Origin of the sequence: uncultured Bifidobacterium sp., from assembly GCF_945269915.1 — a bacterium.
GTDB lineage: Bacteria > Actinomycetota > Actinomycetes > Actinomycetales > Bifidobacteriaceae > Bombiscardovia > Bombiscardovia indica.
The window spans coordinates 1-26,109 of record NZ_CALYOY010000002.1 but is presented as its reverse complement, the minus strand read 5'-3'; the positions used below and the strand labels follow the sequence as shown (position 1 = coordinate 26,109).

General features: G+C 59.1%; 20 protein-coding genes. 11 read left to right on the top strand and 9 right to left on the bottom strand.

What is annotated here, in order from left to right; genetic code table 11:
• Nucleotides 1-14 precede the first annotated feature (14 nt).
• Entirely contained in the window at nt 15-2,681 is a 2,667-nt protein-coding gene (locus Q0K62_RS00690; protein ID WP_297316062.1) for a UvrD-helicase domain-containing protein, read from the bottom strand.
• A gap of 278 nt (nt 2,682-2,959) precedes the next feature.
• Nucleotides 2,960-3,220, bottom strand: a complete 261-nt coding sequence (locus Q0K62_RS00685; RefSeq protein ID WP_297316061.1) for a hypothetical protein — start codon at nt 3,218-3,220, stop codon at nt 2,960-2,962.
• Nucleotides 3,221-3,465: 245 nt separating this feature from the next.
• On the opposite strand from Q0K62_RS00685, the gene Q0K62_RS00680 reads away from it, so the two are divergent.
• Complete coding sequence (locus Q0K62_RS00680) at nt 3,466-4,056, top strand: xanthine phosphoribosyltransferase (RefSeq protein ID WP_297316060.1); 591 nt, start codon at nt 3,466-3,468, stop codon at nt 4,054-4,056.
• 163 nt (nt 4,057-4,219) lie between these two features.
• Here the strand turns inward: Q0K62_RS00680 and Q0K62_RS00675 are convergent, their stop codons facing one another.
• The 5 genes from Q0K62_RS00675 to Q0K62_RS07975 all read right to left on the bottom strand — a co-directional run bounded on the left by Q0K62_RS00675 (nt 4,220) and on the right by Q0K62_RS07975 (nt 8,085).
• On the bottom strand, nt 4,220-5,212 hold the full coding sequence (locus Q0K62_RS00675; RefSeq protein ID WP_297316059.1) for a D-2-hydroxyacid dehydrogenase: 993 nt from the start codon (nt 5,210-5,212) through the stop codon (nt 4,220-4,222).
• A gap of 299 nt (nt 5,213-5,511) precedes the next feature.
• Nucleotides 5,512-6,681, bottom strand: a complete 1,170-nt coding sequence (locus Q0K62_RS00670; RefSeq protein WP_297316058.1) for an aminotransferase class I/II-fold pyridoxal phosphate-dependent enzyme — start codon at nt 6,679-6,681, stop codon at nt 5,512-5,514.
• Nucleotides 6,682-7,413: 732 nt separating this feature from the next.
• Nucleotides 7,414-7,563 carry a hypothetical protein gene (locus Q0K62_RS00665; RefSeq protein ID WP_297316057.1) on the bottom strand — a complete coding sequence of 50 codons (150 nt, stop codon included), beginning with the start codon at nt 7,561-7,563 and terminating at the stop codon, nt 7,414-7,416.
• A 53-nt stretch (nt 7,564-7,616) separates the two neighbouring features.
• A complete protein-coding gene (locus Q0K62_RS00660) occupies nt 7,617-7,766 on the bottom strand; it encodes a hypothetical protein (RefSeq protein ID WP_297316056.1) in 150 nt (49 codons plus the stop codon).
• Complete coding sequence (locus Q0K62_RS07975; RefSeq protein WP_366515876.1) at nt 7,750-8,085, bottom strand: hypothetical protein; 336 nt, start codon at nt 8,083-8,085, stop codon at nt 7,750-7,752. The genes Q0K62_RS00660 and Q0K62_RS07975 overlap by 17 nt, the downstream gene beginning before the upstream one ends.
• 120 nt (nt 8,086-8,205) lie before the next feature.
• Here Q0K62_RS07975 and Q0K62_RS00655 point away from each other — a divergent pair, with 120 nt between their 5' ends.
• The 5 genes from Q0K62_RS00655 to Q0K62_RS00635 all read left to right on the top strand — a co-directional run bounded on the left by Q0K62_RS00655 (nt 8,206) and on the right by Q0K62_RS00635 (nt 12,302).
• Complete coding sequence (locus Q0K62_RS00655; protein ID WP_297316055.1) at nt 8,206-8,556, top strand: TrmO family methyltransferase; 351 nt, start codon at nt 8,206-8,208, stop codon at nt 8,554-8,556.
• Between the two features lie 636 nt (nt 8,557-9,192).
• Nucleotides 9,193-10,476, top strand: a complete 1,284-nt coding sequence (locus Q0K62_RS00650) for a glycoside hydrolase family 28 protein (RefSeq protein ID WP_297316054.1) — start codon at nt 9,193-9,195, stop codon at nt 10,474-10,476.
• 376 nt (nt 10,477-10,852) lie between these two features.
• Entirely contained in the window at nt 10,853-11,137 is a 285-nt protein-coding gene (locus Q0K62_RS00645; RefSeq protein ID WP_297316053.1) for a hypothetical protein, read from the top strand.
• A gap of 422 nt (nt 11,138-11,559) precedes the next feature.
• Nucleotides 11,560-11,904, top strand: coding sequence for a hypothetical protein (locus tag Q0K62_RS00640; RefSeq protein WP_297316052.1), 345 nt, complete (start codon nt 11,560-11,562; stop codon nt 11,902-11,904).
• Nucleotides 11,901-12,302, top strand: a complete 402-nt coding sequence (locus Q0K62_RS00635; RefSeq protein ID WP_297316051.1) for a hypothetical protein — start codon at nt 11,901-11,903, stop codon at nt 12,300-12,302. Before Q0K62_RS00640 ends, Q0K62_RS00635 begins: the two co-directional genes overlap by 4 nt.
• A gap of 579 nt (nt 12,303-12,881) precedes the next feature.
• Here the strand turns inward: Q0K62_RS00635 and guaA are convergent.
• The gene (gene guaA / locus Q0K62_RS00630) at nt 12,882-14,444 is read right to left on the bottom strand and encodes a glutamine-hydrolyzing GMP synthase (protein ID WP_297316050.1); all 1,563 of its coding nucleotides are present in this window, start codon (nt 14,442-14,444) and stop codon (nt 12,882-12,884) included.
• Between the two features lie 417 nt (nt 14,445-14,861).
• On the opposite strand from guaA, the gene Q0K62_RS00625 reads away from it, so the two are divergent.
• From Q0K62_RS00625 to Q0K62_RS00615, 3 genes are all read left to right on the top strand, one after another.
• On the top strand, nt 14,862-17,336 hold the full coding sequence (locus Q0K62_RS00625) for a phosphoketolase (protein ID WP_297316049.1): 2,475 nt from the start codon (nt 14,862-14,864) through the stop codon (nt 17,334-17,336).
• 330 nt (nt 17,337-17,666) lie between these two features.
• Nucleotides 17,667-20,165, top strand: coding sequence for a TIM-barrel domain-containing protein (locus Q0K62_RS00620; protein ID WP_297316048.1), 2,499 nt, complete (start codon nt 17,667-17,669; stop codon nt 20,163-20,165).
• Nucleotides 20,166-20,195: 30 nt separating this feature from the next.
• Nucleotides 20,196-21,482 (top strand): MFS transporter, encoded by a 1,287-nt coding sequence (locus Q0K62_RS00615; RefSeq protein ID WP_297316047.1) that lies wholly within the window; start codon nt 20,196-20,198, stop codon nt 21,480-21,482.
• A gap of 27 nt (nt 21,483-21,509) precedes the next feature.
• On the opposite strand, the gene Q0K62_RS00610 is transcribed toward Q0K62_RS00615, so the two are convergent.
• Entirely contained in the window at nt 21,510-22,562 is a 1,053-nt protein-coding gene (locus Q0K62_RS00610) for a LacI family DNA-binding transcriptional regulator (RefSeq protein ID WP_297316046.1), read from the bottom strand.
• A gap of 181 nt (nt 22,563-22,743) precedes the next feature.
• On the opposite strand from Q0K62_RS00610, the gene pta reads away from it, so the two are divergent.
• Both pta and Q0K62_RS00600 read left to right on the top strand, forming a co-directional pair.
• The gene (pta, locus tag Q0K62_RS00605) at nt 22,744-24,453 is read left to right on the top strand and encodes a phosphate acetyltransferase (RefSeq protein WP_297316045.1); all 1,710 of its coding nucleotides are present in this window, start codon (nt 22,744-22,746) and stop codon (nt 24,451-24,453) included.
• 205 nt (nt 24,454-24,658) lie between these two features.
• A complete protein-coding gene (locus Q0K62_RS00600) occupies nt 24,659-25,885 on the top strand; it encodes an acetate kinase (RefSeq protein WP_297316044.1) in 1,227 nt (408 codons plus the stop codon).
• Nucleotides 25,886-26,109: the final 224 nt, after the last annotated feature.

The following is a 26,109-nucleotide window of genomic DNA, read 5'->3' as shown; positions in this document are numbered from 1 at the left end:
AGCACGGGCAGCGATCAGAGCTTTTCTATCGGGGCCAACCTCAGCATGAGTCGCTTGGTCCCTTCGGAACCGAAATCCACGGTCAGGACCGAGTTGTGGCCCTTGTCCTGGATATCCACCACCTTGCCCAGGCCGTACTGATCATGGGCCACCCTGTCTCCCAGGGAGAAATCCCGAATGGAGAGTCCGCTCGACTTCGGTTGGGCAGCGGCCTTGTTCGTCCCCTGCCCGCCCGCGGAACCCCCAGTGCTCCGCCTGGTCGTGACCCGTCCGCTCCTGGATGAGGAACCACCGGAAGACCACGCTCCCCCGCCTCTGTGCGAACCATAGCCCGACGACCCGTATGACCGACGGGAGGAACCGAGTGAACGTCCGCCCCCTGTGCGGGAGCGCGAGGTGGATCTTGACGACCCGGAACCGAACCCCGATCCGCCAAAGGCATGGCCGCCGAATGAGTCTTCATCGCCACCATCTTCGAATCCGCCGAACTCGTCGTCATCGTCCAGGCCCCATCGCCCACGCATGCGTTCGAAGCCGGCTTCCTTGCGTTTCCAATCAATCAGATCATCGGGGATGTCATCCAGGAACTGGCTGGGCAGCATTTCGTTTGCCTGGCCCCACTGCGCACGGACCGCGGCCCTGGTCAGGTAAAGACGTCGCTTGGCGCGGGTGACCCCGACATAGGCCAGGCGACGCTCCTCCTGAAGCTCCGATGCATCGTCCAGACTTCTGGAATGAGGGAAGGTCCCCTGCTCCATGCCGGTCAGGAAGACAACGGGATACTCCAGACCCTTGGCGGTATGGAGCGTCATCAGGGTCACCTTGCCGGTATCGTCTCCGGACCCGGGCAACTGGTCCGAATCGGCCACCAGAGCCGTTGTCTCCAGGAACCCCGCCAGGGAGGCGTCGGGGGTCTTCTGTTCGAACTCGGCAGCCACTGACTGGAGCTGCGAGAGGTTCTCCACCCGGGAGGCATCCTGGGGATCGGTCGACTTGCGCAGCTCGGCCAGCATGCCGGACTCCTCCAGAACCTCCGCCACGATTTCCGAGGGCTTGGCATCATGCTCGGAGCCGAATGCGGTCAGGGACCGGATCAGGTCACGGAAGACGGCCATCTTCTTCGAGGTGAGCGTGGAGACACCCGCCACCTCATCAACGTGCTCGACACCCGACCAGAAACTGGTGCCGTGCAGGTCGGCGTAGGAGGACGCCGCCGCCTCGGCCCGGTCACCCAGCCCCCGCTTCGGTACATTGAGGATGCGTCGCATGTTCACGTCATCCTCCGGGTTGGCGATGGCATGAAGGTAGGCCAGGGCATCCTTGATCTCCCGACGCTCATAGAATCTGGTGCCGCCGACCAGTTGATACGGCAGCCCCGCGTTGATCAAAGCCTCCTCCACGGCACGTGACTGAGCATTGGCCCGATACATGATGGCCATGTCTGAGTAAGGGGTGTCCTCCTCGCTGCGCAGGCGGGCGATCTCGGTGGCAATCCAGGCGGCTTCCTGCTGGGCATTGTCGGCCGCATAACCGACAATCGGTTCCCCCTTGCCCAGGGCCGTCCAGAGCTTCTTGGGCTTTCGACCCTCGTTCTTGACGATGATTGCGTTGGCCGCATCCAGGATGGTCTGCGTGGACCGGTAGTTCTGTTCCAGAAGAATCGTCCTGGCCCCGGGGAAGTCCTTTTCAAAATCCCTGATATTGCCGATGTCGGCACCTCGGAAGGCATAGATGGACTGGTCGGAATCGCCGACCACGGTGATCCATGCCGGGCCCTCCCTCCCCGCTGCAAAGACCGTGGAGTTTCCGACAGGCCTGTCAGCCTGTTCGCCCCGGCTTTCCGCTCGGGTCGCCGATCCTTCCCCCGAATCGGCCTGTCCCTTCCCCACCCCTGCCAGTTCACGCATGAGAACATACTGGGCATGGTTGGTGTCCTGGTACTCGTCGACCAGGATGTAGCGAAAGCGACGGTGATAGTACTGGGCCACCAGGGGGGCCTTTTGCAGGAGTTCCACAGTGCGTACGATCAGATCGTCGAAGTCCACGGCATTGGCCATGGCCAACCGGTGTTCATACTCCGCATAGAGCACGGAGTAGAGCTCCTCCTCGTTGCCGAACCTTGCCGCGATCTGCTGACCACGTTCACCAGGGCGGTAGTCAGGGGCATATTCGGCCAGCTGGGTCTGCCACCCCTGGAGGTTGTTCTTGTAGTCGGAAATGTGCGAGAGGATGTTGCGGGGGGTATACCGCTTCAGGTCGATGTTGAGGTCCCGGCCGATCAATTTGATCAGTCTTTCCGAATCCGCCGTGTCGTAGATTGAGAATCCGGAACGAAGGCCTATCGCCTTCCCGTCCCTGCGAAGGATCCTGACACAGGCGGAGTGGAACGTGGATACCCACATGCGCTCCGCCACCGGGCCAATCAGACCACCGAGACGTTCCCGCATCTCCGAGGCCGCCTTGTTGGTGAAGGTAATGGCCAGGATCTGACTGGGCCAGGCACCGAACTGGCTGAGTATCCACGCAATGCGACGGGTCAGCACCCGCGTTTTGCCGGATCCCGCACCGGCTCCGATCAGAAGGGCCGGCCCCTGGTACCGTACCGCCTCGGCTTGTCTGTCATTGAGTCCCTTGAGCAGCTCCCCAGCACTTCTCTGGATCATGTCCGGTTCCTCGATCACCTGCCACCCCTTGCCATACGTCACCGCCGCCAGTATTCGGCGGATGGGGAACATCCACCGCGGAGTCATTTCTATCACATAGCACTGCCAAACAAACCTGCCGAACAGGAACAGGCGACTTTCCTTTCTGGCCCTGCCATCGGATATACAATCCCCCTCCCCCGGGATCCTCGGGCGGTCTTCCTGGTCAGGGATGGCATGACGCCTACAAGCAAGGCAAGGCCCCGCAGGTCGTGTACACCTGCGGGGCCTTGCCGGAAGTTGAGTCTGAGGAAGGATCAGTTGCGGAATTGTTCCTTGGCCTGGTTGGCCGCCTCGGTGGCTCCCTGCTCGGCCTTGGCCTTGCCCACGTTCGCGTCGGCCTTGACCTGATCCACCTTGTCGGAGGCCATGTCCTTGGCGTCACCCATCTTGTCGGTGACGGCATCCTTGGCATCGGAAGCCTTTCCCATGACATTGTCCTTGACATCTCCGGCGACATCCGAGATCTTCTCGCCGGCAGACTTCATGGCATCCTTTGCATCATCCAGAATCCCCATATGGTCCTCCTTAGTATATGAACGTATCAGATGAGATACGTAACCATCAGGTTCAATTGTCACAGTAGCAAGGCAGCGCTCAAATCAGCGGATTTGCAGGCGGACACGCCAGAAGCTTCCGCCGACTCACCATAAGATGGATGCCCTTGATTCACTCCCGCGGGACCATGGTCTTCCAGCGGGGTTATCTTGGAATCGATCGGTCGGGTCAAGAACCCCGTTGGCAGGAATGTAAGGAAAGCAAGATGAAGGAACTTGAGGAACGAATCAGACGCCAGGGAACGGTCAAGCCCGGCAATGTACTCAAGGTTGATGCCTTCCTCAATCACCAGTGCGATGTCTCCCTCTTCGACCACATGGGTGCCGAATGGGCCCGACTCTTCGCCGGTCGCCAGGTGGACAAGATCCTGACCATCGAAGCCTCGGGCATCGGCCTGGCCTGCCTGGCCGCCAGGCACTTCGGCAACGTTCCCGTCGTCTTCGCCAAGAAGACCCAGTCCATCAACCTGGATGGGGACCAGTACGTGGCCGAAATCTATTCCTTCACCAAACAGAGGGTCTATCCGGTCATCGTTGCCAAGCGCTTCCTGACCAAGGGCGAGCATGTGATCCTCATCGACGACTTCCTGGCCAAGGGGAACGCACTGCACGGCCTGATCGACATCTGCCACGATGCCCAGGTGACCATCGAAGGCATCGGCATCGCCGTGGAGAAGGGCTTCCAGGAGGGCGGCCGCGCCCTGCGTCAGGAAGGCTACAATCTCAAATCCCTGGCCATCGTGGAGAGCATGGACCCGGACAAGGGAACCATCACCTTCGCCCCCAACGAGGGATGAGGCCTTCCTCACCCTCCCCGTATGGAGGGCACAGGTCCACCACCCATTCACTTCGGAAAGCGGCAATGCTCCAAGACCGATACCAGAGAGGTGCACCCACCAGGACACGGGCGTGCACCGGGGTGGATCATCCTCCCGGCACATTCCCATACCCTGTCTCCGGTCAGTTCACCTGATGCTCGCTGTGGCCACCTTCCAGGATGGTCTTCACATCGTCCAGGGATATGTTGACCATGGCATCCACGGCGGCGTCCGTGTAGAACCCGATATGCGGCGAGACCTCGACGTTGGGCAAGGCCTTGAGGGTCTGCAGACCAGGGTTGTCGACCCCCGTCGCGCTCAGGTCGTTCTCGAAGATTCCGGCCTCGCCTTCGATGGTATCGATGCCCGCCCCGGCGATCGTTTTCCCCTGAAGGGCCGCAATCAGGGCCCGGGTGTCCACAATGGGACCCCTGGCCGCATTGATGAGGAAGGCCGACTCCTTCATCCTAGCCAGGGCGTCCGCATCAATCAGGTGGTGGGTGACCTCATCAAGAGGGGTGTGAACCGTGACGATGTCGGCCCTGGTCAGGAGCGTGTCCAGGTCGACGTAGTCCAGGGTGTCAGCCAACTCCGGACGGTGAACGGGATCGTTGGCAATGACCGTGGAACCCAGGGCCTTGAAGATCCTGGCCACGGCCGAACCGATCTTGCCGGCGCCGATGATTCCAACGGTCAGGTCATGGATCTCGCGGGCCTGCAGACCGGTCCAGCTGTAATCGTCATGGGACTCGCGAGCGCTGGCCTCCCCCAGGTGACGTACCAGACGCATGACATGGGCCAGGACCAGCTCGGAGACCGACCTGGGAGAATAGGCCGGCACGTTGGTCACCATCAGTCCGTTTTCGGTGGCTGCTTCCAGGTTGACGATGTCGTACCCGGTGATTCTCAGTGACAGCTGTTTGATGCCCATAGACTTGAGGCGCTGATAGACCTCAGGTTGCGGGACGGCGGCATGCTGTTGGATCACCAGGCCGTCATACCCCTCGACCATGTCCACCGTCGCGGGGCCGAACTCCTCCTCCGTGGCATCCACGGTGATGCCGTTCTCGCGCGACCATGCCTCGACGGCCTTCATCTCGTCGGGGCGGACAGAGTACATAAGGATGCTTGTCATGAGATCTTCCTTTCCTGGTCGATGATGGGGGGGGGGGGCACCCCACCCACGACCGCTGGTTGCTTCTCACCGGTTCTTATCCGTGTGTTCACCCGGCATGCGGCCTTATCACATTCCTGCCCTGACCGGAATCAACGAGCCGGGGACCAGGGACCATCTGCTTCGGTTCCGGTTCACTTGCCTCGGGCATTGCTCGGTACCGCGTACGACGACATACATGATTCCCGCCATGGCTATCGAGCCGCCGGGCCCATCTGGCACGGTGCATGCAGGACTTGCCATCCGGAAGGGGGTACACACTATGAACAGTGCGTCTCCATGTACCGTCCGATGCGTTCCACGGCGAGCTGCAGATCATCCATGGAGGCCGCATAGGAGAGACGAACATATCCCTCGCCACCAGGACCGAAGCTGGCGCCCGGAATGACTGCCACCTTGGCTTCCCGGGCCAGGGAGTAGACGAACTTCCAGCTGTCCTCCATGGACTCCGGCAGTTTGGCGAAGATGTAGAAAGCACCCTTGGGGTCGATGACACCCATACCGACCTGGGGCAGGGAGCGGATCAGGAAATCCCTGCGCTCCCGGTATGCCCGCCTCATGGGTTCCGCATCATCCACCCCCTTCGAAAGGGCCTCGAGGGCGGCGTACTGGGCGTTGGTGGTGACCGAGGTGATACTGAACTCGCTGACCTTGCCCACCTGATCGATCACGTCGGGCGGCCCTGCCGTAATGCCGACCCTCCACCCGGTCATGGCGTGGGACTTGGATACCCCGTTCAGGACCACGGTCTGTTCGGGCAGGATCGACCCCATGGAGACATGTCGTTCCTCATAGGTCAGTTCGGAATAGATCTCGTCGCTCAGGACGAAGATGTCCTTACCGCGGATCACCTCGGCCAAGGCCTCCAGGTCCTCCCGGGAGTAGGTGACCCCAGTGGGATTGGTCGGATAGTTCAGAACCAGGGCCTTGATCTTCTCCCCCTCCTGCCCAATGACCGAACGGAGCTTGTCCGGCGTGAGGATGAAACCGTCCTGGGAGGTGTCGACGAAGAGTGTCTTCGCCCCATTCAACCGAGCGATGGGAATGTACAGAGGGAAAATGGGTGTGGGGATGACGACCGTATCGCCCGGATTGATCATGGCCGTCAGACTGGAGAAGATACCGCCCGTGGCGCCCGCCGTTATCAGGAGCTGACTGTCCGGATCATATTCCGTGCCATACCGATCAGCCAGGTAGGTGGATGCCGCACGCCGCAGTTCCGGCAGACCACGACTTGGCGTGTAGTGGCTCCGGTTGTCCTCGATCGCCCTGATTCCGGCCGCCTTGACATGACCGGGAGTGGCGAAGTCCGGCTCCCCCAGGGTCAGTTTGACGATACCGTCGATCCCGGCTATTTCGTTGTTGAATGTCAGAATGTCGCTTGGCGCCAGGGCTCTGACCCTGGTATTCATGCCTTCCGCCAATCCCATCGGTTGTCCTTTCTCATCCTTGAACTGTGTACACCCCATAGTTTGGTCAGCGGTACGAAACGGCTGTGGGGTGATGAAGAATGAGTGGCATTTCCCGGCGCCCGCACAGTCCGTGACCTCTGATCCATGCGACCGCCCATACAGGCTTCTGGTGGTACGAATCCGGTCAGTGCAACCGGTACCTAAATCGCCAGTCCTGCAACATGGGACGCCTCCTGTGGGAGATTTACTCTTACCGGACAAACACCAATATACAACCAATCATGCACAGCATCGCAAACAGGTCTTGAACGGATCACAATCACCCTCCGCCCCGACCGGGTTACCCGGCAGCAAGACCCGATCGGCAGTGCAGGCCGAGCAGCACGGAAGAGGACCGGCACGACGATACCCAGGACCTACAAGAGGGGGTTCCTTCATGGCATTCTCACCGGGTTCATGTATGAGGCGGTCATCCGCTCCCTGTTCTCCATAATCGGATTGGCAGTGAGACTCGACCCCCTCGTCGAGAGTCAGCCTGACCGGACTGTGCTGCGGATCCAGGGCGATTATCGATTTGACCCGGTGTGGACAGACTTCACACCGTCCGGTGCGGGGTCTTAGGATTCGGGGGGACCCGAACCGCTCTGTCCTCCAGGGCCCTTGCCCCCGGCAAGGCTTCCTCGGCTGCCATGGGCACCATGTCCAGGCCGTCAAAGCCCTGCATGAGCTGGCAGCTGATTCCATACCGGTTCAGGTGGTTTTGTAGTCGTGGATGGTCCGCGCGCTCTTCCATTGCGGGTCGGGCAGGAGATCGTTGATGGTCCCGGCCGTTTCGTACAGGCCCGGCATGGAAGATTTGAATTCTACGATGGAATCGTAATCCACCTCGCCGTCGTCCACCGTCTTGATGCCGGCATCATCGTCGTCCGGAATCTCGTTGTCACCCAGAGAGACTAATCGTAGCGACCTACGCCCAGTCGTGAGTTGATCGGGCAGTCCGGTTGGAGATGCTTGACCGTCTCATAGATGGTCTGGCTAAGCTCGTCACTCAGGGTCATGGGCACATCGAGCCAGGCCACGGCGATGTCACAGTAGTTGCCCATGATCTCTTCGATCTGCGGCAGAATCGTGTGGTCGAAGGCCCTCTGGTGGTTCTTCTCCCCCGGAAATCCCGACTGTTGCCCAGGTCATGTCGGCCGACTCGATGTCGTTCGAGAGGTAAACTCCACCATCGGGGTCGTGCCAGTCAAGGTCCTGGAAGCAGTAGAGGCCGAAGCGGAGACCGGCCTTCGTCAGGCCAGGGAGGGTTCGCCGATCACATCCCGGTGGAGGGGGGGGGGTCGCAGACGCTGCAGGGGTCCGCCGGTACCGGTACATGGCGAATCCCTCATGGTGCTTGGTGGCGACCACCAGGTACTGCATTCCGCACTCCTGGCCAGTCCACGATGGCATCCATCGGAGTGGACCGGATTGAAGGCCGTGGTCAGACGCTCATGCTCTTTGTTGGGAATCTGCAGCTCCGACCGGATCCACCCCGCATAATTGCCTCAGGAGCGTCCCTGGTACTCCCCTCCGCGGGAGGGGGGGGGTATAGCTCCCGGTGAATCATCATGCCGTATTAGGCCTGTCGGCGTTTTCGCCACGCCTTCCCCGGTCAGGCCGAATCCAATAGCCATATCGTTGGTGGAGGTCGGGCAGGTGGATGCCATCAATGGGATCACCGCGGTCCGACATATTGATGTGGCGGAGGATTGTCCGATTCTGGACATCAAGCCCTCCTATCCAAACTCCGACGAAGTCGAAGGCACCCGCGTGCCCGACTGGTGCAGCCTCTGGCCGGCAAGCGTCGAGGAATCAGTCGGCTTCGACCGGAACAGCACAATGATCATGTAAGTTCAGCGATATGCGTAGCCTACGAACGTGACCAAGCGACATGGCTCTCACTCTCCATAACGCACGGAACACGATGAGATGCCCTGCATTGCAATCACGAAAAGAGCCACCGGACGACAGAACCCTGAAACCCACATAGACTGCCGACATCAGCGGATTCCCGCTCATTTCTCTCGTCGGCTCTTGAGAATAGACGACCGTGGCCAGGACCATACAGTAGAGTCAGCTATCCCCCCCCCCCCAGGGTCGGTTTGTCGGTGTCTTCAATCACGGCTGTCCCGTTCTTGAATGTCAGATGATCCATAACCCGGGCACTTGCACATATCAAACGTTCGGCCGACTTGCAGCTCGTCATCACCACCAAGTCAGTTGGTTACAATGCCCGTTACTCCGCAGTCACGAAGACTCAGCCAGATCAACTGCAGCCGTATGGTTATCGCCATCTCCCCCCCCCCTCCCGGTCCTTCAGCCTGCACGGTTTGCAGTGTGGTTCAATGCGAACCTGTATAGCTCTGCAACTGCTGAAAAGCGGTAATCAACCATCATGCACAGTTTGACTGCACATGGAAAAGTGCTAGCTTACTGCTTGTTAACATTTATTGTGTCAAAAGAGACAGATAAGAAGCCATCGGAACAATGAGTCAATATACGATTGAAGATTTTGGCGGCGTCGGAGATGGAACGACGGACAATACCGAGACATTCACCAGTGCGATTGAAGCTATCCGCACCCAAGGCGGTGGTGAGCTTGTTCTGCAAGGCGGCGTCTACCGGACAGGGTCCATTGCCCTTTGCGACAACCTGACACTTACGGTTCAATCGGGATCTCGCATCAGTTTCATTCCTGATTCATCTCTCTATCCGCCGGTCATCTCCCGATGGGAAGGCGTCTCGAGGGAAATGCACCGTGCCTGCATATACGGCACAGGTCTCGATCATGTCACACTCAGAGGTACCGGCTTGATAGATGGGAGTGGGCAAACCTGGTGGAAGCGGTTCAGCACAGACAATCTCGAATATCCCAGACCGTTCCTGTTGTCGCTGGAAAACTGCAGCAACATCTCCATCCAGGATCTAACGTTCGTGAATTCACCTTCATGGACCCTGCATCCATTGGAAAGCAACAACGTGCTCATCACCAACGTGACCGTGCACAATCCATCAGATTCACCCAATACTGACGGGTTGGATCCCGAATCATGTAGCAATGTCAGAGTGTTAGGCTGCACATTTGATGTAGGTGACGATTGCATCGCCATCAAGTCCGGAACAGAACAGACCACACGTAAGTCCGCTTGTCGGGGCATCATCATCAGTGGATGCAACATGCTGCATGGCCACGGCGGAGTTGTCCTTGGCAGTGAGATGAGTGGCGACATACGCAACGTGGTCATCACCGGTTGCGTGTTTGATCAGACCGATCGTGGAATCAGAATGAAAACGAGACGTGGCCGGGGCGGAGTCATCTCAGATATCGTGGCATCCGACATCGTCATGGCTGATACCCTCTGCCCCGTAGTGATTAATTCATACTACCATTATGGACCAGCAGGAAAAGAACCCTGTGTTTGGGACAAATCCTCCCGACCCGTCGATTCAGGAACCCCGCAATACCGGCACATTCTCATTCATGACATCCGCGCCACCAAAGTCAGGTCGACCGCGGCATTTATTTATGGTCTGCCCGAGATGCCAATCAAGGACCTGACCATGCATGATATGGATATAAGCATGGACGAGGATAGCCAGCCGGCAGAACCGGCAATGATTGCGAACGCCCCCAAATTGAGCCAATCCGGCATCTTCATGGAAAACACCAACCATTGCTCTATCCGCCGAGTGACACTCGAAGGCCTGAAAACGCCCTTCTTCGTGAGGGAAGAGGCAAACGAGGGTCTGGTCCTCGACTCTACGGTCTGAGATGCATGGCGGACTCTCCTCCTGATTCGGATGGCATGGATTGCCGGACATTCGACGCCGGTTTCCATGCCATCTTCTTTCCCTGCCATCCGGTACCGAATGAGGGCTGATCGTTACCCCACCCCCAAAAAACAAATAAATCGCTCGCCTTCACCGGTACCATGGCTCACGTCTCGAGGAATGATGTTCGATTCTCCCCATGTCCACCTTGTATGCCACCGAGGTATCTCGGAAACCGACGATCCCCAGATACCCTCGCTATTGTTGACCTCGGGAGAGGCAGCTTGCGCATCGTTGCGGAAACGAACGAAGATGCCACCCCCAAGGATCACAAGGACCGGACCAGACAGGTCTCGATTCATGACAATGTGCAGTGATGAGCAATCAGCGGTCCCGTTTATTCGCGGAACACACAGGAAAGACGGATCCGGTGCCGGAACCGACAACCCCCAATGACGATATGCCGGTCATGCAATATGAAATAGTGTTCCCAGAGCATCGTTTGTTGCCTGGGCGCATCGATTCCGATGCTGTCAGCACCGAGTCAACCAATATAGCCGATCAGGTCAGCATCAGGATCCCAGAACGGTTACCAGACCATATCGAGTGCGAGCGGAAGGTAGTCGCGAAGCGGATAAGGTCGATTGCGTCGTTGCCGTGATCAGCGGTGTCATTGCCGGCCTTACCGACGACTTCTTCGCCGGGGGGCTCTCGATCGACCGCGCAAGCGACCGGGTCATGGTAAGTCGAGCGAATCATCAAAAAGATCGCCCGGATCGAAGGATATACAGGCGACTCCCTCAGTGGGGCGATAAGGACCCCCGAAAAGCACCATCCATTGTCAGCGGATGGCGACACCAATGCCTTTGGCGGCGGACAACAGCACCACTTCCGCTACTTCGCACACCATTTCAGCATCGGTGGATTGGCGATGTCGATCTTCACTCATTTCACCGTCTTGTCTCTAGGCACTAATACGGGCGGGGACCTTCTCGTCGTACCCGTGCCCGATCGCACCGGCAATATCTCGGAAAGAACTTGCAGAAGAAATCCACCTTCTGAACAATCGGGTGGTTGTCCCACATGACCAGCGACATGGCCGGTTCGGGTGGAACCATCAATGACGGCACCGGCATACCCGGCCCTTTGATTTGCTTCGTGAAGGAAATATCGGCACTCCCCTACTTCAAAAAAGCCAAGAGCGTTGATAATAACTTCAGGGCATGGTTGTCCAAACTGTTCAACGGCACCGGTCTTGCAGACCATGAGGCCTGCGGAGAAATCATCATGGGCACTGAGAAGCAGTTGACCCCCGCATGGAGATCGGCTTGCTCGGAGAGCTGGGCAGCAGGCGGCTCCTGTACTGCTCGATCAGTGCCTTGTCCGCGGAATCTACTTCCGCAACAGACTGTTCAGAGGGATTCGTGACTGGAAGATTCAAGATTTCAGTGATCTCTGTCGCATCGCTCCGGAAAGCATCCTTCCCCGGGCACACCAGCCATGCGTCATATGGTGACGGGATCAAGCGGAGTGTTTGCACAACCGTCGATTTCGCCGATGCAGCCGTGCGTGGAATACAGGGCGGGATGCAGGAGGTTTTCCTGCTGAGGATCACTTACGTCGGTATCGCACCTTTCGTGGTTGCGTGCGTTGCCGACGCGATAGCCACGCATGAGGAACGGAACCCTGAAGCTGGCGAGAAACCGGAGGAGACCTATCTCGGCGGCGGAGCTATTGCCTCCGGCGGTTCAGGGATGGTCGGCGGGACTGCACTCATCGCTGGCGGCGGGGTGTTGCCGGGCACCGTTGGAGGAAGACAGGAATAACCGCGGCCACATCCATGACCCTCGCAACCAACGGACATTTCATGCATGATGAGTGTACAAAACTGCTGGCCTTTGTGAGGAGGTGCTTATCAAGCGTTGGACTTCGGTCGAGGAGATTAACACCACCCTGAACGTGCAAGTGATCAATCCGCAGGCAAAAACCGAGGGAATCAAACGCCGTGTTCCACCCGATGATCCGTCAGACGACTCAGATGATGCAATCGGGATGATCAGCTCGAGGAAGATGCCTCAGGTTCTGAAGCGAAGCCTGAAATAGTATTCGCGCAACGATACCGAGCCGTCAAAGACCCTCAGGAAGGCCAGCGACGAAACCAGTCGGGCGTAATCTGAGCCACGTCACTCACGGACTGCTGCCGGGTCTGGTCTGTTTGTTTCAACGGCAACACGCGAAATGAAGGCGCCGGTTCTGGGACAGCGAAAAGCCCCGGACCGCTAGGGTTCCGAGGCTGATCCATAGGCTTGACTTCACATCATCGACAGAAGCGGGCAAAACTGCAAGGTTCCTGCATTTGCGCACAGGCATGAACCTGCGCAGGCCGTCTTTGAAGCGGAACCTTCTTACTCCCACTCGATGGTGGCCGGCGGCTTCGAGGTAACATCCAGGACCACGCGGTTGATGCCCGGGCACTCGTTGGTGATCCGGGTGGAGATGGTCGCCAGCACATCATAGGGAATACGGGACCAGTCGGCCGTCATGGCATCCTCCGAACCGACCGGACGCAGGACGATGGGCGAACCGTAGGTGCGTTCATCACCCTGGACGCCCACCGAGTGGACATTGGCCAGAAGAACCACAGGGCACTGCCAGATGTCACGGTCCAGACCGGCCTTGGTCATCTCCTCACGGGCTATGGCATCAGCCTCCCGGAGAAGATCCAGCCGTTCCCGGGTGATGTCGCCGATGATGCGGATACCCAGACCAGGACCCGGGAAGGGCTGACGCCAGACGATTTCGTCGGGCAGGCCCAGCTCCGTGCCGATGGCCCTGACCTCATCCTTGAAGAGGGTCCGCAGGGGCTCCACCAGGGTGAAGTTCAGGTCTTCGGGGAGACCACCGACATTGTGATGCGACTTGATGTTGGAGGCGCCGTCACCACCACCGGACTCCACCACATCCGGATAGAGGGTTCCCTGGACCAGGAAGCGGACCTCCTCGCCCTGCTGGCCGGCCTGCTCCACAACCTGCCTGGCGGCCTTCTCGAAGGCGCGGATGAACTTCTCGCCGATGATCTTCCGCTTGCGCTCCGGCTCGGAAACACCCTTGAGGGCGGAAAGGAAATCCTCGGATGCATCGACGGCGATCAGCCTGATGCCCGTGGCCTTGACGAAGTCATGCTTGACCTGTTCCACCTCACCCTTGCGCAGCAGGCCATGATCAACGAAGACGCAGGTGAGCCGATCCCCCACCGCCTTGTGGACCAGAGCGGCGGCCACGGCGGAGTCCACGCCTCCCGAAAGTCCGCAAATGACCCGGTGGGGACCGACCGTACGCCGGATGGCCTGGACCTGGTCATCGATGATGTTGGAGGCATTCCAGTTGGAGGGCAGACCGGCGCAATCATGGAGGAAATGCTCGATGAGGTCCTGCCCCATCGGGGTGTTGGTGACCTCGGGGTGCCACTGGACCCCATAGAGACCCCTTGCCGGATCCTGCATGGCCGCCACCGGCGCTCCCTCGGTATGGGCCAGGACCTCAAATCCCTCCGGGGCCTGATTGACGGCCACACCGTGGCTCATCCAGACGTCCTGTCTGGCCGGGGAGTCCTGCAGAATACCCCTGGGGTCATCGATTACTGCTTCGGTCTTGCCGTATTCACCCTGGGCCGCCTTGTCGACCAGGCCACCCAGCTCGTGAGCCATGACCTGGAAGCCGTAGCAGATGCCCAAAACCGGCACACCTGCCTCGAAGATGCGACGGTCGATGGCTGGGGCACCGTCCACATAGACCGAGGCCGGGCCGCCGGAGAGGATGATGGCCTGGGGATCCTTGTCCAGCATCCGATCCACGGACATGGAATGCGGAACCAGCTCCGAATAAACACCCGCCTCCCTGACGCGCCTGGCAATAAGCTGTGCATACTGTGCGCCGAAATCAACCACCAGGACGGGACCCTGTGCCATATGACTCCTTATATACGGTCGTACCTTGTCTGTGCCCCTGTCTGCGCCGGGATCCGGAATCCGGTCAGAAGGATACCTACAGTATTGTCGGTGTTTTCGACAATGGTAACGCCACTCCCCTCCAGGCTGAGAGGGTGGAGCGTACCGGTCTGCGAAACCGCTGGGGTTTTGGTTCAGACCGCTCCCGCACACCCGCAATGCCATCTCCCCCCCCCGTCTGTCAAAGCAAGTGAAACCAGACAAAAGCCAAGTTTTTTCTCACAAGAGTGAACACACACAGCAAGAAAACGTTCAGAAAGTCTGCTCTTTCACGTAGCATAAGAGCATTGGATATGGGTCATGGTTCGCGCAGAAGAAACGACATTATGACCTGTAACCGAGGTAAATAAACAATCGCACTATAGTGCAGGAGTACACATGACGAATCCTGTTATTGGCACCCCCTGGGCGAAGCTGGATACCCCCATCGCCGAGGAGACCCTCGAGGCCGTCGATAAGTATTGGCGCGCAGCCAATTACCTTTCCATCGGACAGATTTATCTTCGCAGCAACCCCCTGATGAAGGAGCCCTTCACCCGGGAGGATGTCAAGCACCGTCTGGTCGGCCACTGGGGCACCACCCCCGGCCTGAACTTCCTGCTCGGCCACATCAACCGCCTGATAGCCGACCACCAGCAGAACACCGTGATCATCATGGGGCCAGGCCACGGCGGCCCTGCCGGTACCTCCCAGTCCTATCTGGATGGCACCTACAGCGAGTACTACCCGAAGATCACCAATGACGAGGCCGGACTGCAGAAGTTCTTCCGTCAGTTCTCCTACCCGGGTGGCATTCCCTCCCACTTCGCGCCTGAGACCCCCGGGTCCATCCACGAGGGTGGCGAGCTGGGCTATGCCCTCTCCCATGCTTACGGCGCCATCATGAACAACCCCAGCCTCTTCGTCCCCTGCATCGTGGGCGACGGTGAGGCCGAGACCGGCCCCCTGGCCACCGGCTGGCAGTCCAACAAGCTGGTCAACCCCCGTACCGACGGCATCGTCCTGCCGATTTTGCACCTGAACGGGTACAAGATCGCCAACCCGACCATCCTGTCGCGTATCTCGGACGAGGAGCTGCACGAGTTCTTCCACGGCATGGGATACGAGCCCTTCGAGTTCGTGGCCGGTTTCGACAACGAGGACCACCTCTCCATCCACGCCCGGTTCGCGGACCTCATGGAGACCGTCTTCGACAGGATCTGCGACATCAAGGCCCGGGCGCAGACGGATGACATGACCCGTCCCTTCTACCCGATGATCATCTTCCGCACGCCCAAGGGATGGACCTGCCCCAAGTTCATCGACGGAAAGAAGACCGAGGGTTCCTGGCGCGCCCATCAGGTGCCGCTGGCCTCCGCCCGCGATACCGAGGCCCACTTCCAGGTCCTCAAGGACTGGCTCTCCTCCTACAAGCCCGAGGAGCTCTTCGACGAGAAAGGTGCCCTGCGGCCCGAGGTGACGAGCTTCATGCCCAAGGGAGACCTGCGTATCGGCGAGAACCCCAACGCCAACGGTGGCCGGCTGCTCAAGCCGCTGGAGCTGCCCGACGTGCACGACTACGAGATCGATGTGAAGAAGCATGGTCACGGCTGGGGAGCCACCGAGGCCACCCGCGTTTTGGGTTACTACACCCGCGACGTCCTGGCCAAGAATCCCACCGACTTCCGCATCTTCGGACCCGACGAGACGGCCTCGAACCGTCTTGCCGCCGCCTACGATGTGACCAACAAGCAGTGGGACGCCGACTACCTCTCTGAACTGACCGACGAGCACATGGCCCACACCGGCCAGGTCATCGAGCAGCTCTCCGAGCATCAGATGGAAGGCTTCCTGGAGGGCTACCTCCTGACCGGCCGTCACGGCATCTGGAGCTCTTACGAGTCCTTCGTCCACGTCATCGATTCGATGATCAACCAGCACGCCAAGTGGCTGGAGGCAACGGTCCGCGAGATTCCGTGGCGCAAGCCCATCGCCGGACTGAACCTCCTGGTCACCTCGCACGTCTGGCGTCAGGACCACAACGGGTTCTCCCACCAGGATCCCGGCTTCGTCGACATCCTGCTGAACAAGAACTTCAACAACGACCACGTCAGCAACATCTACTTCCCCGCGGATGCCAACATGCTGCTGAACGTCGGTGAGCGTTGCTACAAGTCCACCAACTGCATCAACGCCATCTTCGCCGGCAAGCAGCCCGCCGCCACCTATCAGAGTGTGGACGAGGCCGCAGCCGAACTGGAGAAGGGCGCCGCACGCTGGGATTGGGCTTCCAACGCCAAGGATGCCGAGGATGCCGACATCGTCATCGGCACCGCCGGTGATGTTCCCACCCAGGAAGCCCTGGCAGCCGATGACATGCTCCAGAAGCTGGGCCTGAAGGTCCAGTTCGTCAACGTCGTCGACCTGCTGAAGATCCAGGACGTCGAGGAGAACGACCAGGCCCTGTCCGATGAGGAGTTCACCAAGCTCTTCAGCAAGGACAAGCCCGTCCTCTTCGCCTTCCACGCCTATCCCGGCTCGATCTACCGCCTGATCCACGGCCGCCCCAACCACGACAGCTTCAAGGTTCACGGCTACGAGGAGCAGGGCTCCACCACCACACCGTTCGACATGGTACGGGTCAACAACATGGATCGCTGGTGCCTGGCGGCCTCCGCCCTGCAGATGGTGGATGCCTCGAAGTACGCCGACCAGATCGACAAGTGGACCAGGTTCCGCGACGAGGCCTTCCAGTTCGCCGTGGACAAGGGCTACGACCACCCCGATTACACCGATTGGGTCTGGCCCGATGCCAACCGCGCCGGCCAGGAGAACATCTCCGCCACCGCCGCCACCGCCGGAGACAACGAGTAATATCATCAGCTGGTCCTGCAGGCTGATGAATCAGCCCGACCACAGATAGGACCTCCGGAATCCCCATCACCTTCGGGTGGTGGGGTTTTTCATATCCTGGTATGCTCCAACCTGCCGGATGCTCAGGGGCGGCAACTTCCCTGTGAAATCAATAATCTCATCCGCCTTTTGGAAAATCTTGGCAAACCCTCCCGCTCTCCCTGCCTTCTGACGACAATGGAGGTAATCGCAATGGACGTCAGGCAGCATGACGCTGCCGAATGGGCATAAGCACCTCGGTGGACGGCCGTTGTGAAGCTATTCCACGCAAGGACGCCAAGGAGGGCAGTCATGAAAACCAGCACCAAGCTGATCAGTATGGACAACCATGGTGATTATTTGGACCTGGTCACCAACGGAGCCAGATTCAGAATCTACCTGCTCGACCAGAACATCATCCGTATACGGAGCACCTTTGACCAGGAGTTCAAACCCGAACTCTCCTATGCCCTGGTCAAGACCGCTTGGAAGGATAGTACCGATCATCTGATGGCCCATGAGCGCGAGCGGGTCAAACCCATACAGATAGATGTGGCGGATGGGCCTGAAGGAATCAAGACCGTCACCAATGGTCGATATATCCTGAATATAGCCCCGGAACCATTTGCTTTCACGATTACCGACCTGGAAGGCAGAGTAATCCATCGTGACCTGCCCGGCAGGGCCTTCGTCGAAGACAGCCTGGGCCGCCCTACCCACTATTCCAGCATGGGAGACCACGAACACTTTTATGGGTTCGGCGAGAAATCCGGTGACCTCGACAAGCGCCGCCGCAGGATGCGGATGCACAACACGGACTCCCTGGGGTGGGATGCCTCCAAGAGCGATCCCCTCTACAAGATGATCCCCTTCTACATTGATTTCAACGAGGACACCGGCCTGGCCCACGGCCTCTTCTACAACAACAGTGCCGACTCGGTCTTTGACATGGATTCCGAACACAGCAACTACTGGCTCCGGTACAGCTACTTTCAGGCAGAAGCCGGCGACATTGACCTCTTCTTCATCGGTGGGCCCACCATTGCCGATGTGGTCCATCACTACACGGATCTGACCGGAAAAAGCGTCATGATGCCACTGTCATCCTTGGGATACATGGGCTCAACCATGTTCTACACCGAACTTGACAAGGACTGCGACAAGGCCATCGAAGACTTCATCGACACCTGCAGAGAGAACGACATCCCCTGTGATGGATTCTTCCTCTCCTCCGGGTACACGAGCGGACCGGACGGGAAACGTTACGTCTTCACATGGAACAAGACCCGCTTCCCCGACCCCAAGGGGTTCGTGGACCATCTCAAGGGGAAGGGGGCCCTCCTGGCGCCCAACATAAAGCCGGGCATGCTGACAACCCACCCTTACACCGAACGGATGGAACAGGAGGAGGCCTACGTCAGGACACCCGACGGCACGGATTGGCAAGAGGACCGATACTGGGGCGGACCGGCCCACTTCGTGGATTTCACCAGCCCGTCCGGCCGTCGGGCATGGGCCGCGGAGATGCGGAATAACCTGCTCTCCCTGGGCATTACCAGCATCTGGAACGATAACAACGAGTATGAAATCAACGAAGACCAGGCCCTGGTCGATGCCGAAGGACAGCACCTTCCCATCAGCATGGTAAAACCGATTATGTCAACCATGATGGCCAAGACGGCACAGGATGCAGTCAAGGAATACGCACCCGGCACCCGACCCTACGTTATCAACCGGGCCGGGTTTGCGGGCATTCAGCGCTACGCACAGACCTGGGCGGGCGACAACGGAACCAGCTGGACCAATCTCAAGTACAACGTACCGACCATCCTGGGTATGGGCCTGTCGGGAGTGGCGAACCAGGGGTGTGACATTGGCGGTTTCGATGGCCCGGCCCCGGACCCGGAGCTCTTCGTGCGCTGGGTTCAGAACGGCATCTTCCAACCCCGCTTCTCTATTCATTCCTGCAATACGGACAACACGGTCACCGAGCCTTGGATGTATCCGGCCTACACCAAGTACATCAGCAAGGCCATGAGGCTTCGCTACAGCCTCGCCCCATACTTCTATGCCCTACTCCATCAGGCGTCCGTAGACGGGTCACCCATCATGCGTCCCCTGGTCTATGAATTCCAGAACGACCCCCGCACCTATGAGGAGAGCTTCGAATTCATGCTGGGGCCCTCCCTCCTGGTGGCCAACGTCCTGGACAAGGGCGTAGACAGCATTCAGGTCTACCTCCCCAAGGGGACCGACTGGTTCGATTTGACCAGCCACCGGTATATCCCTGGAGGTAGTCAAATCGAGGTTCCCGTTAACCTGGGCAGCATTCCGCTCTTCCTGCGAGCTGGAGGCATCATACCGACCTGCCAGGAGCTGACCAATCTCCATCATGATCCCATCGACCACTTGGAGATTCTGGTCGAGCCCAATCGCGAGACATCTTTCGACCTGTATGAGGATGATGGCGTTTCCATGGACTACCTCCATGGTGGGTACCGGCAGACCGAAATCAGCGTCCACCCCGATGAGCAGGGCGTCACTCTGAATATGGATGGCACTGGTGATTTCACGACCAAGGTCAAGCGGATGACCCTGGCAGTGCTGTCCAGGACCATGGCCCCCCTCGAGGTCGAGCTGGACGGCAGACCCCTGAAGAGGTATCTGAGCATGGACCGATTCCGTGAGACCACCAGTGGATGGTTTTTCGACGGCCAGACCCGGCGCGCCCTGGTCAGATTCCCCAACCCTGAGGGAGACCACCATCAGGTCAGGCTGGGCTTCACGGCCAAGGACCTTATTTCCATCTGAACAAGGCTGTTGAGGTTAAAGGAGAGATTCATGGATTCACACAAAACGGATTTATCGGAACAGGCCATGGAGGCCGATGATGACGGAATAGACGTCGAGGGGTTCAATCTGGCCCGATGGACCATCGGCTACCTGGCATTCTGGATTATCATGTCCATCGGCTTCGCCATGGTCAGCCAGGTCCTGCTGCCACAGCGCATCAAGGACATGGGAGCCTCCAACCCCACCGCTGTTTTAGGAACAATGACCTCAATCGGCTCCATCGTGGCTTTGGTCGCCAACATCGTCGTCGGTGCCCTGTCCGATTTGACCAGATCCAGATTCGGTCGCCGTTCACCATGGCTCTTCTGGGGCGCATGGCTCACCCTGGCCTTCTACCTGCTCATGGGCAACATCGGCATCATAACAGGTCTGGTTATCACACTCTGGCTGTCCAAACTCAGTTTCAACATGATGAATTCCCCCATCTACTCAACCGTTTCGGACCGCGTTCCAAAACGGTACCGGGGTACGATCTCGTCCGCCATCGGCTTCGGCAACACCCTTGGCCTGGCCATCGGCGCCTGGGTCGGAGCAAGATTCATTGACAGTGTCCACATGGGCTTCACTATCGCCTCATTCTGCATGTTCATCTCGGCCATGCTCTTCCTGGCCATCATCCCCAGGGAGCCCGGCAACAAGGACGAAAAGACCATTGACACAGGGCAGAGCGCATGGAAGCACATCGTCTACTCCTTCACCCCTCCCATGCACGCCCCTGACTTCTGGAAGGCTTTCTGCTGCCGGACCCTGCTCCTGCTGGCCATCCAGATGCTCTCCGGTTACTGGCTTTACATCTGCCAGGACTACATTGGTCTGACCAAGACATCAGCCGCCAAGGTCGTTTCGACAATCGCCATCTTCCAGATGGTGGCTTCCATCGTGGCCATGTTTGTGGGGCCGCTATCCGATCGCATTCACCGCCGCAAACCCATGGTGGCCCTTTCCGCTGTACTGGCCATCATCGGATTCATCTTCCCCCTGGCCATGCGTACCATCACCGGCATATACATTGCCTCGATCTTCGTGGCCTTAGGGCAGGGAATCTTTATGGCTATCGACCAGGCACTGAATGTGGACGTTCTTCCCAGCAAGGAGAACGCGGGCAAGGATTTGGGCTTCATCAACGCAGCTACGACTGCCGGTCAGTCCGCAGGCATGGCTCTGACCTCCATCATCGTATCGATGACCGGGACCTACATCTACATCTTCCCGATCGCCATCGTCATGTCCGTCCTCTCCGTCCTCTTCGTCCTTTCGATCAAGTCGGTCAAGTAACGGACGGAAAGCAGCACCGACGTGGCCCTACGTCAGAACATGACCTGGGGCTGCGCCGGTGCTTGCTCGTTCTATGAGGCTGGTGGAGACGCTGCAAACCGTGGCGTGACGATCTGATAGGTGAAGAATCTCATCGATGAGCATCTGGGCAGCCTGAAAACCCATTTCAGCATGGGGAATACGGATGGTGGTCAGGGCCGGGGTCATGAACCGACCAATCGGGTTATCATCAATGCCGACCACCGAAACCTGCTCCGGCACCGAGATTCCGTGTTCCTCCAGATAACGGACAAACCCGATGGCGATGTCATCATTGAACGTCAACACCGCATCCGTCGGACTTCTCAAGAAGGCCTTATAGACCCTGTGGCCACGTTCCTCGACAGGATAGGCGCACGGAAGCACCCTGAGTTCCAACCCGTGTGTTTTGGAAGAGACCGTGGCAGCCCTCAACCTGACTACATTCTGCCAGGAATTCTCTGGACCCTGCATATACGACAGGGAGCTGTGCCCATTCCTCCGCAAGTCTTCAAGCACCTGTTCGATGCTGGCCGACTCGTCCACCCAAATCGAGGGAATACCCGGAACCACCCTGTTGAGCACGACAATTGGTTTAGTGGAAGCGAAATGCCGAATCTGAGCGTCTGACAGTCTGGAGGACCCGAGGATGAGCCCGTCCACGTGGCTCAGAATTCCACGGATGGAACCGGCTTCCTGGGCCACACTTTCCTGTGTGTCAAGAATGGATAGGCCAAACTTGCGTGACTGACAGGAGCGTTGTATTCCTCTGGCGATTCTGGCTGAAACGATATTCTCCAAATCCGTCACCACCACGGCCAGGAAGCCTTGAATACGGTTATCAGTCGGAACAGACACGACCTTCTGGTGGTATCCCAGGCGCCTTGCTGTTTGCAATACACGGTTCCTGGTTTCCGGCCCAACCCTGCCAGGACGTGAGAACACGCGCGATGCCGTTGAGAGGGAGACCCCGGCTGATTGGGCAACCTCCGTCAAGGTCACACCGGTCAGCCTTTCCTTCACTCCTTTCGTCGGGAGCACTTCAGAGCTGCCGTGACACATATGACAAACAATATAGTGGCGCCAGACCTGACCGACCGGAGTATTTCATTCTGTTGCAATGACTGTGAAAGCCTTGGATTTGCAATGTTCCAAACCTTGATTCAGACTTCCCCGCACCATGGGTGTTGTATCGAGCACCTATACTGAGGATGGTTGTGAACGAAGCAGTCACACGAGACCTATGAACAGGAGAGACACAGTGAGTCCTGCAAGCATCACCATCATCAGCCCGGAGGCGGCCAACGGTCGTAACGTCGTGGCATACGGTCTTACCAAGGCCCTGTCGGCCCGGATGAAGACGGCCATCCTACGTCCGGTTGCCTGCCGCAAGGAGATGCTGACCGATACCCTTATCAAAGCCAGCAGCTCGCCTGAGCTGACTGCGGAGACCTGCCGCGGCGCCTGTTCTTGCAAGGCGACGCAGGATCCGGATCAGACCCGTGCCGATGCCCTTGCAGCTCATGACCGGGTCATGGCCCAGGCCGAGCCCGATATGGTTCTGGTGGTCGGCAGTGACCACTCCAAAGTCTTCGACCCGGAAATCATGGACCTCGATGCCGACATCGCGGCTGACCTGCGTTCCCCCGTCCTTCTGGTGGTCTGCACCATCGGCCGCGAACCCAAGCAGGTCATGAAGACCGTACAGGCCTGCCGCAGGACCGTTGAGGCCAGTGGCACCACCTTGGCCGGGGTCTTCGTCTCCGGCTGCGATGAGGACCAGAAGGCACCGCTGCAGGAGGCTTTCAAGGATTATGACCGGCCGGTCTGGACCGTCTCCAGGAAGGACTTCGACTCGGACCCCACTGCCGGACAAATCCGTGAAGATGCCTACCGGACTTTCACCAAGGACGTCGACCTGGACCAGGTACTCGCCGCCGTTGAGGAATCCAAACCCCGGGTCACCACGCCGGCGGCTTTCCAGAACGACCTCCTGGCACGAGCCAAGTCCGACAAGAAAACGATCGTCCTGCCCGAGGGCGGTGAGGATCGCATCATCAAGGCTGCCGACTACCTCCTGGCACGAGACATCGTCGACCTGATCATCGTCGGTGGCAAGGATGCCATCCTGGCCCGGGGGAAGGAACTGGGCCTGAACAACCTTGACAAGGCCACCTTCCAGGCCATGGATGACGAGAGCGTCCTGGAACCCATGACCGAGAAACTCTGCCAGCTCAGGGCCAAGAAGGGTATGACCCCCGACCAGGCCCGTCAGCAGCTGACCGACGCCTCCTACTTCGGCACCATGCTGGTCGTCCTGGGCAAGGCCGATGGTCTGGTCTCAGGCTCCATCAATTCCACTGCCAACACGGTCCGTCCTGCCCTGCAGGTCATCAAGACCAAGCCCGATGCCTCCCTGGTTTCCGGGGCCTTCCTCATGTGCTTCCGTGACCACGTGGCCGTCTTCGCCGACTGCGCCATCAACCTGAACCCCAACGCCGAGCAGCTGGCCGACATCGCCATCCAGTCGGCCCAGACCGCACGGTCCTTCGGAATCGACCCCAAGGTAGGAATGCTCTCCTATTCCACGCTGGGTTCCGGCAAGGGGCCGGACGTGGACCTGGTCGAGGAGGCCACGCGATTGGCCAAGGAGAAGGCCCCGGACCTGCCCATCGTCGGCTCGATCCAGTTCGATGCGGCCTGGTCGCCTACCGTGGCGGCCGCCAAGGCCAAGGGCGACCAGGTTGCCGGAAAGGTCAATGTCTTCGTCTTCCCCAACCTCTGCGCCGGAAACATAGGCTACAAGGCCGTCCAGCGCACCTCGGGCGCCCTGGCCATCGGTCCTGTTCTGCAGGGGCTGAACCGTCCGGTCAATGACCTGTCACGCGGCGCTCTGGTGGCCGACATCATCAATACCGTCGCCCTTACCGCAGTCGAAGCGCAGCAGAGCTGAACCTCTCCCATCAGCGGCACCCCCCCCCCTTGGGGAGGCCCCACGGTCCTTGGACCCGATTCTTCAGAATCGGGTCCTCATTGTTTTCCAGGGCTGATAATGCCCTGAAAGTGGCATTCCAAAGCCATTTGTAAGGGCCGACGAGTATCCTGTTGACTGATTGAGGAGCTTTATGCTCTATCCAGTACATCAGGAGGATGCCCCAATGGCGAAAACCGTCCTAGTTATCAATTCGGGTTCCAGCTCGATCAAATATCAGCTGGTGGATCTGGAAACCAGCCAGTCCCTGGCTTCCGGACTGGTCGAGAAGATCGGCGAGCCCGTAGATGGACACTACAAGCACGAGTACCAAGGCCAGAAGCACGAGTTGGAGGAGCCCATCCACGACCATGAGACCGGTCTGAAGCGCGTTCTGGGCTTCTTCAAGGAGTATGGCCCCGACCTGGACAAGGCCGGCATCATCGCCGTCGGCCATCGAGTGGTCCAGGGTGGCTCCATCTTCCCCAAGCCGGCCCTCCTGACCGAGAAGACCCTGAGCCAGGTCAAGGACCTGGCGGTCCTGGCCCCCCTCCACAACGGGCCCGAGGCCGAGGGTGCCGAGGTCATGAGCAGGCTCATGCCCGACACCCCCCAGGTCTTCGTCTTTGATTCCTCCTTCTTCTTCGAACTGCCCAAGAAGGCATCCACATACGCCCTGAACAAGGAAATCGCCGAACAGTATCACATCCGCCGCTACGGTGCCCACGGCACCAGCCACCAGTATGTGGGCCAGCTGGTCCCCGACCTGATCGGCAAGCCCGCCGAGGGTCTGCGTCAGATCGTTCTGCATATCGGCAACGGTGCTTCCGCCTCCGCTCAGATCTCCGGTCACCCGGTCGAGACCTCCATGGGCCTGACCCCTCTTGAGGGTCTGGTCATGGGCGGCCGCACCGGCGACATCGACCCGGCCGTGGTCTTCCACCTGATCCGCAACGCCCACATGAGCGTGGACGAGTTGGACACCCTCTTCAACAAGCGCTCCGGTATGACCGGTCTGACCGGCTTCGGCGACATGCGCGAGGTTCACCGTCTGATCTCCGAGGGCAATGAGGACGCCAAGCTGGCCTTGGACATCTACGTGCACCGCATCGTCGGCTACATCGGCAACTACACCGCCCAGATGGGCGGCCTGGATGCCATCACCTTCACCGCCGGTGTCGGTGAGAACGATGAGATCGTCCGTAGGAGGGTCATCGAACAGCTGGCACCCTTCGGCATCAAGCTTGACGAGGCCAGGAACGACGCGCGGTCCAAGGAGAGCAGGATCATCTCCACCCCCGACAGCACAGTCACGGTCTGTGTCATCCCCACCAACGAGGAGCTCTCCATCGCCCGCCAGGCCGAGGTTGTGGCCAGCCAGGGCGACTCCTACGGCAACAGGTTCCAGGCCTGATCCGATTGGCTGACCCCCACCTCGGCCCAACTGCCGGAATGAGATTTCGGTTCTGACAACAAGGGGCCAGAAGGCCGGTAACCATGGGCATCACCTGTGGTTACCGGCCTCTTTTACATCTGTGTACTGATTCATATCTATGCACACAACCCTGTACGCGCCAAAGATGCCGCCGCAAGGCCTGATCCCAGGTTGACAGGCAGGTGATGACCGCGCAAATGCAC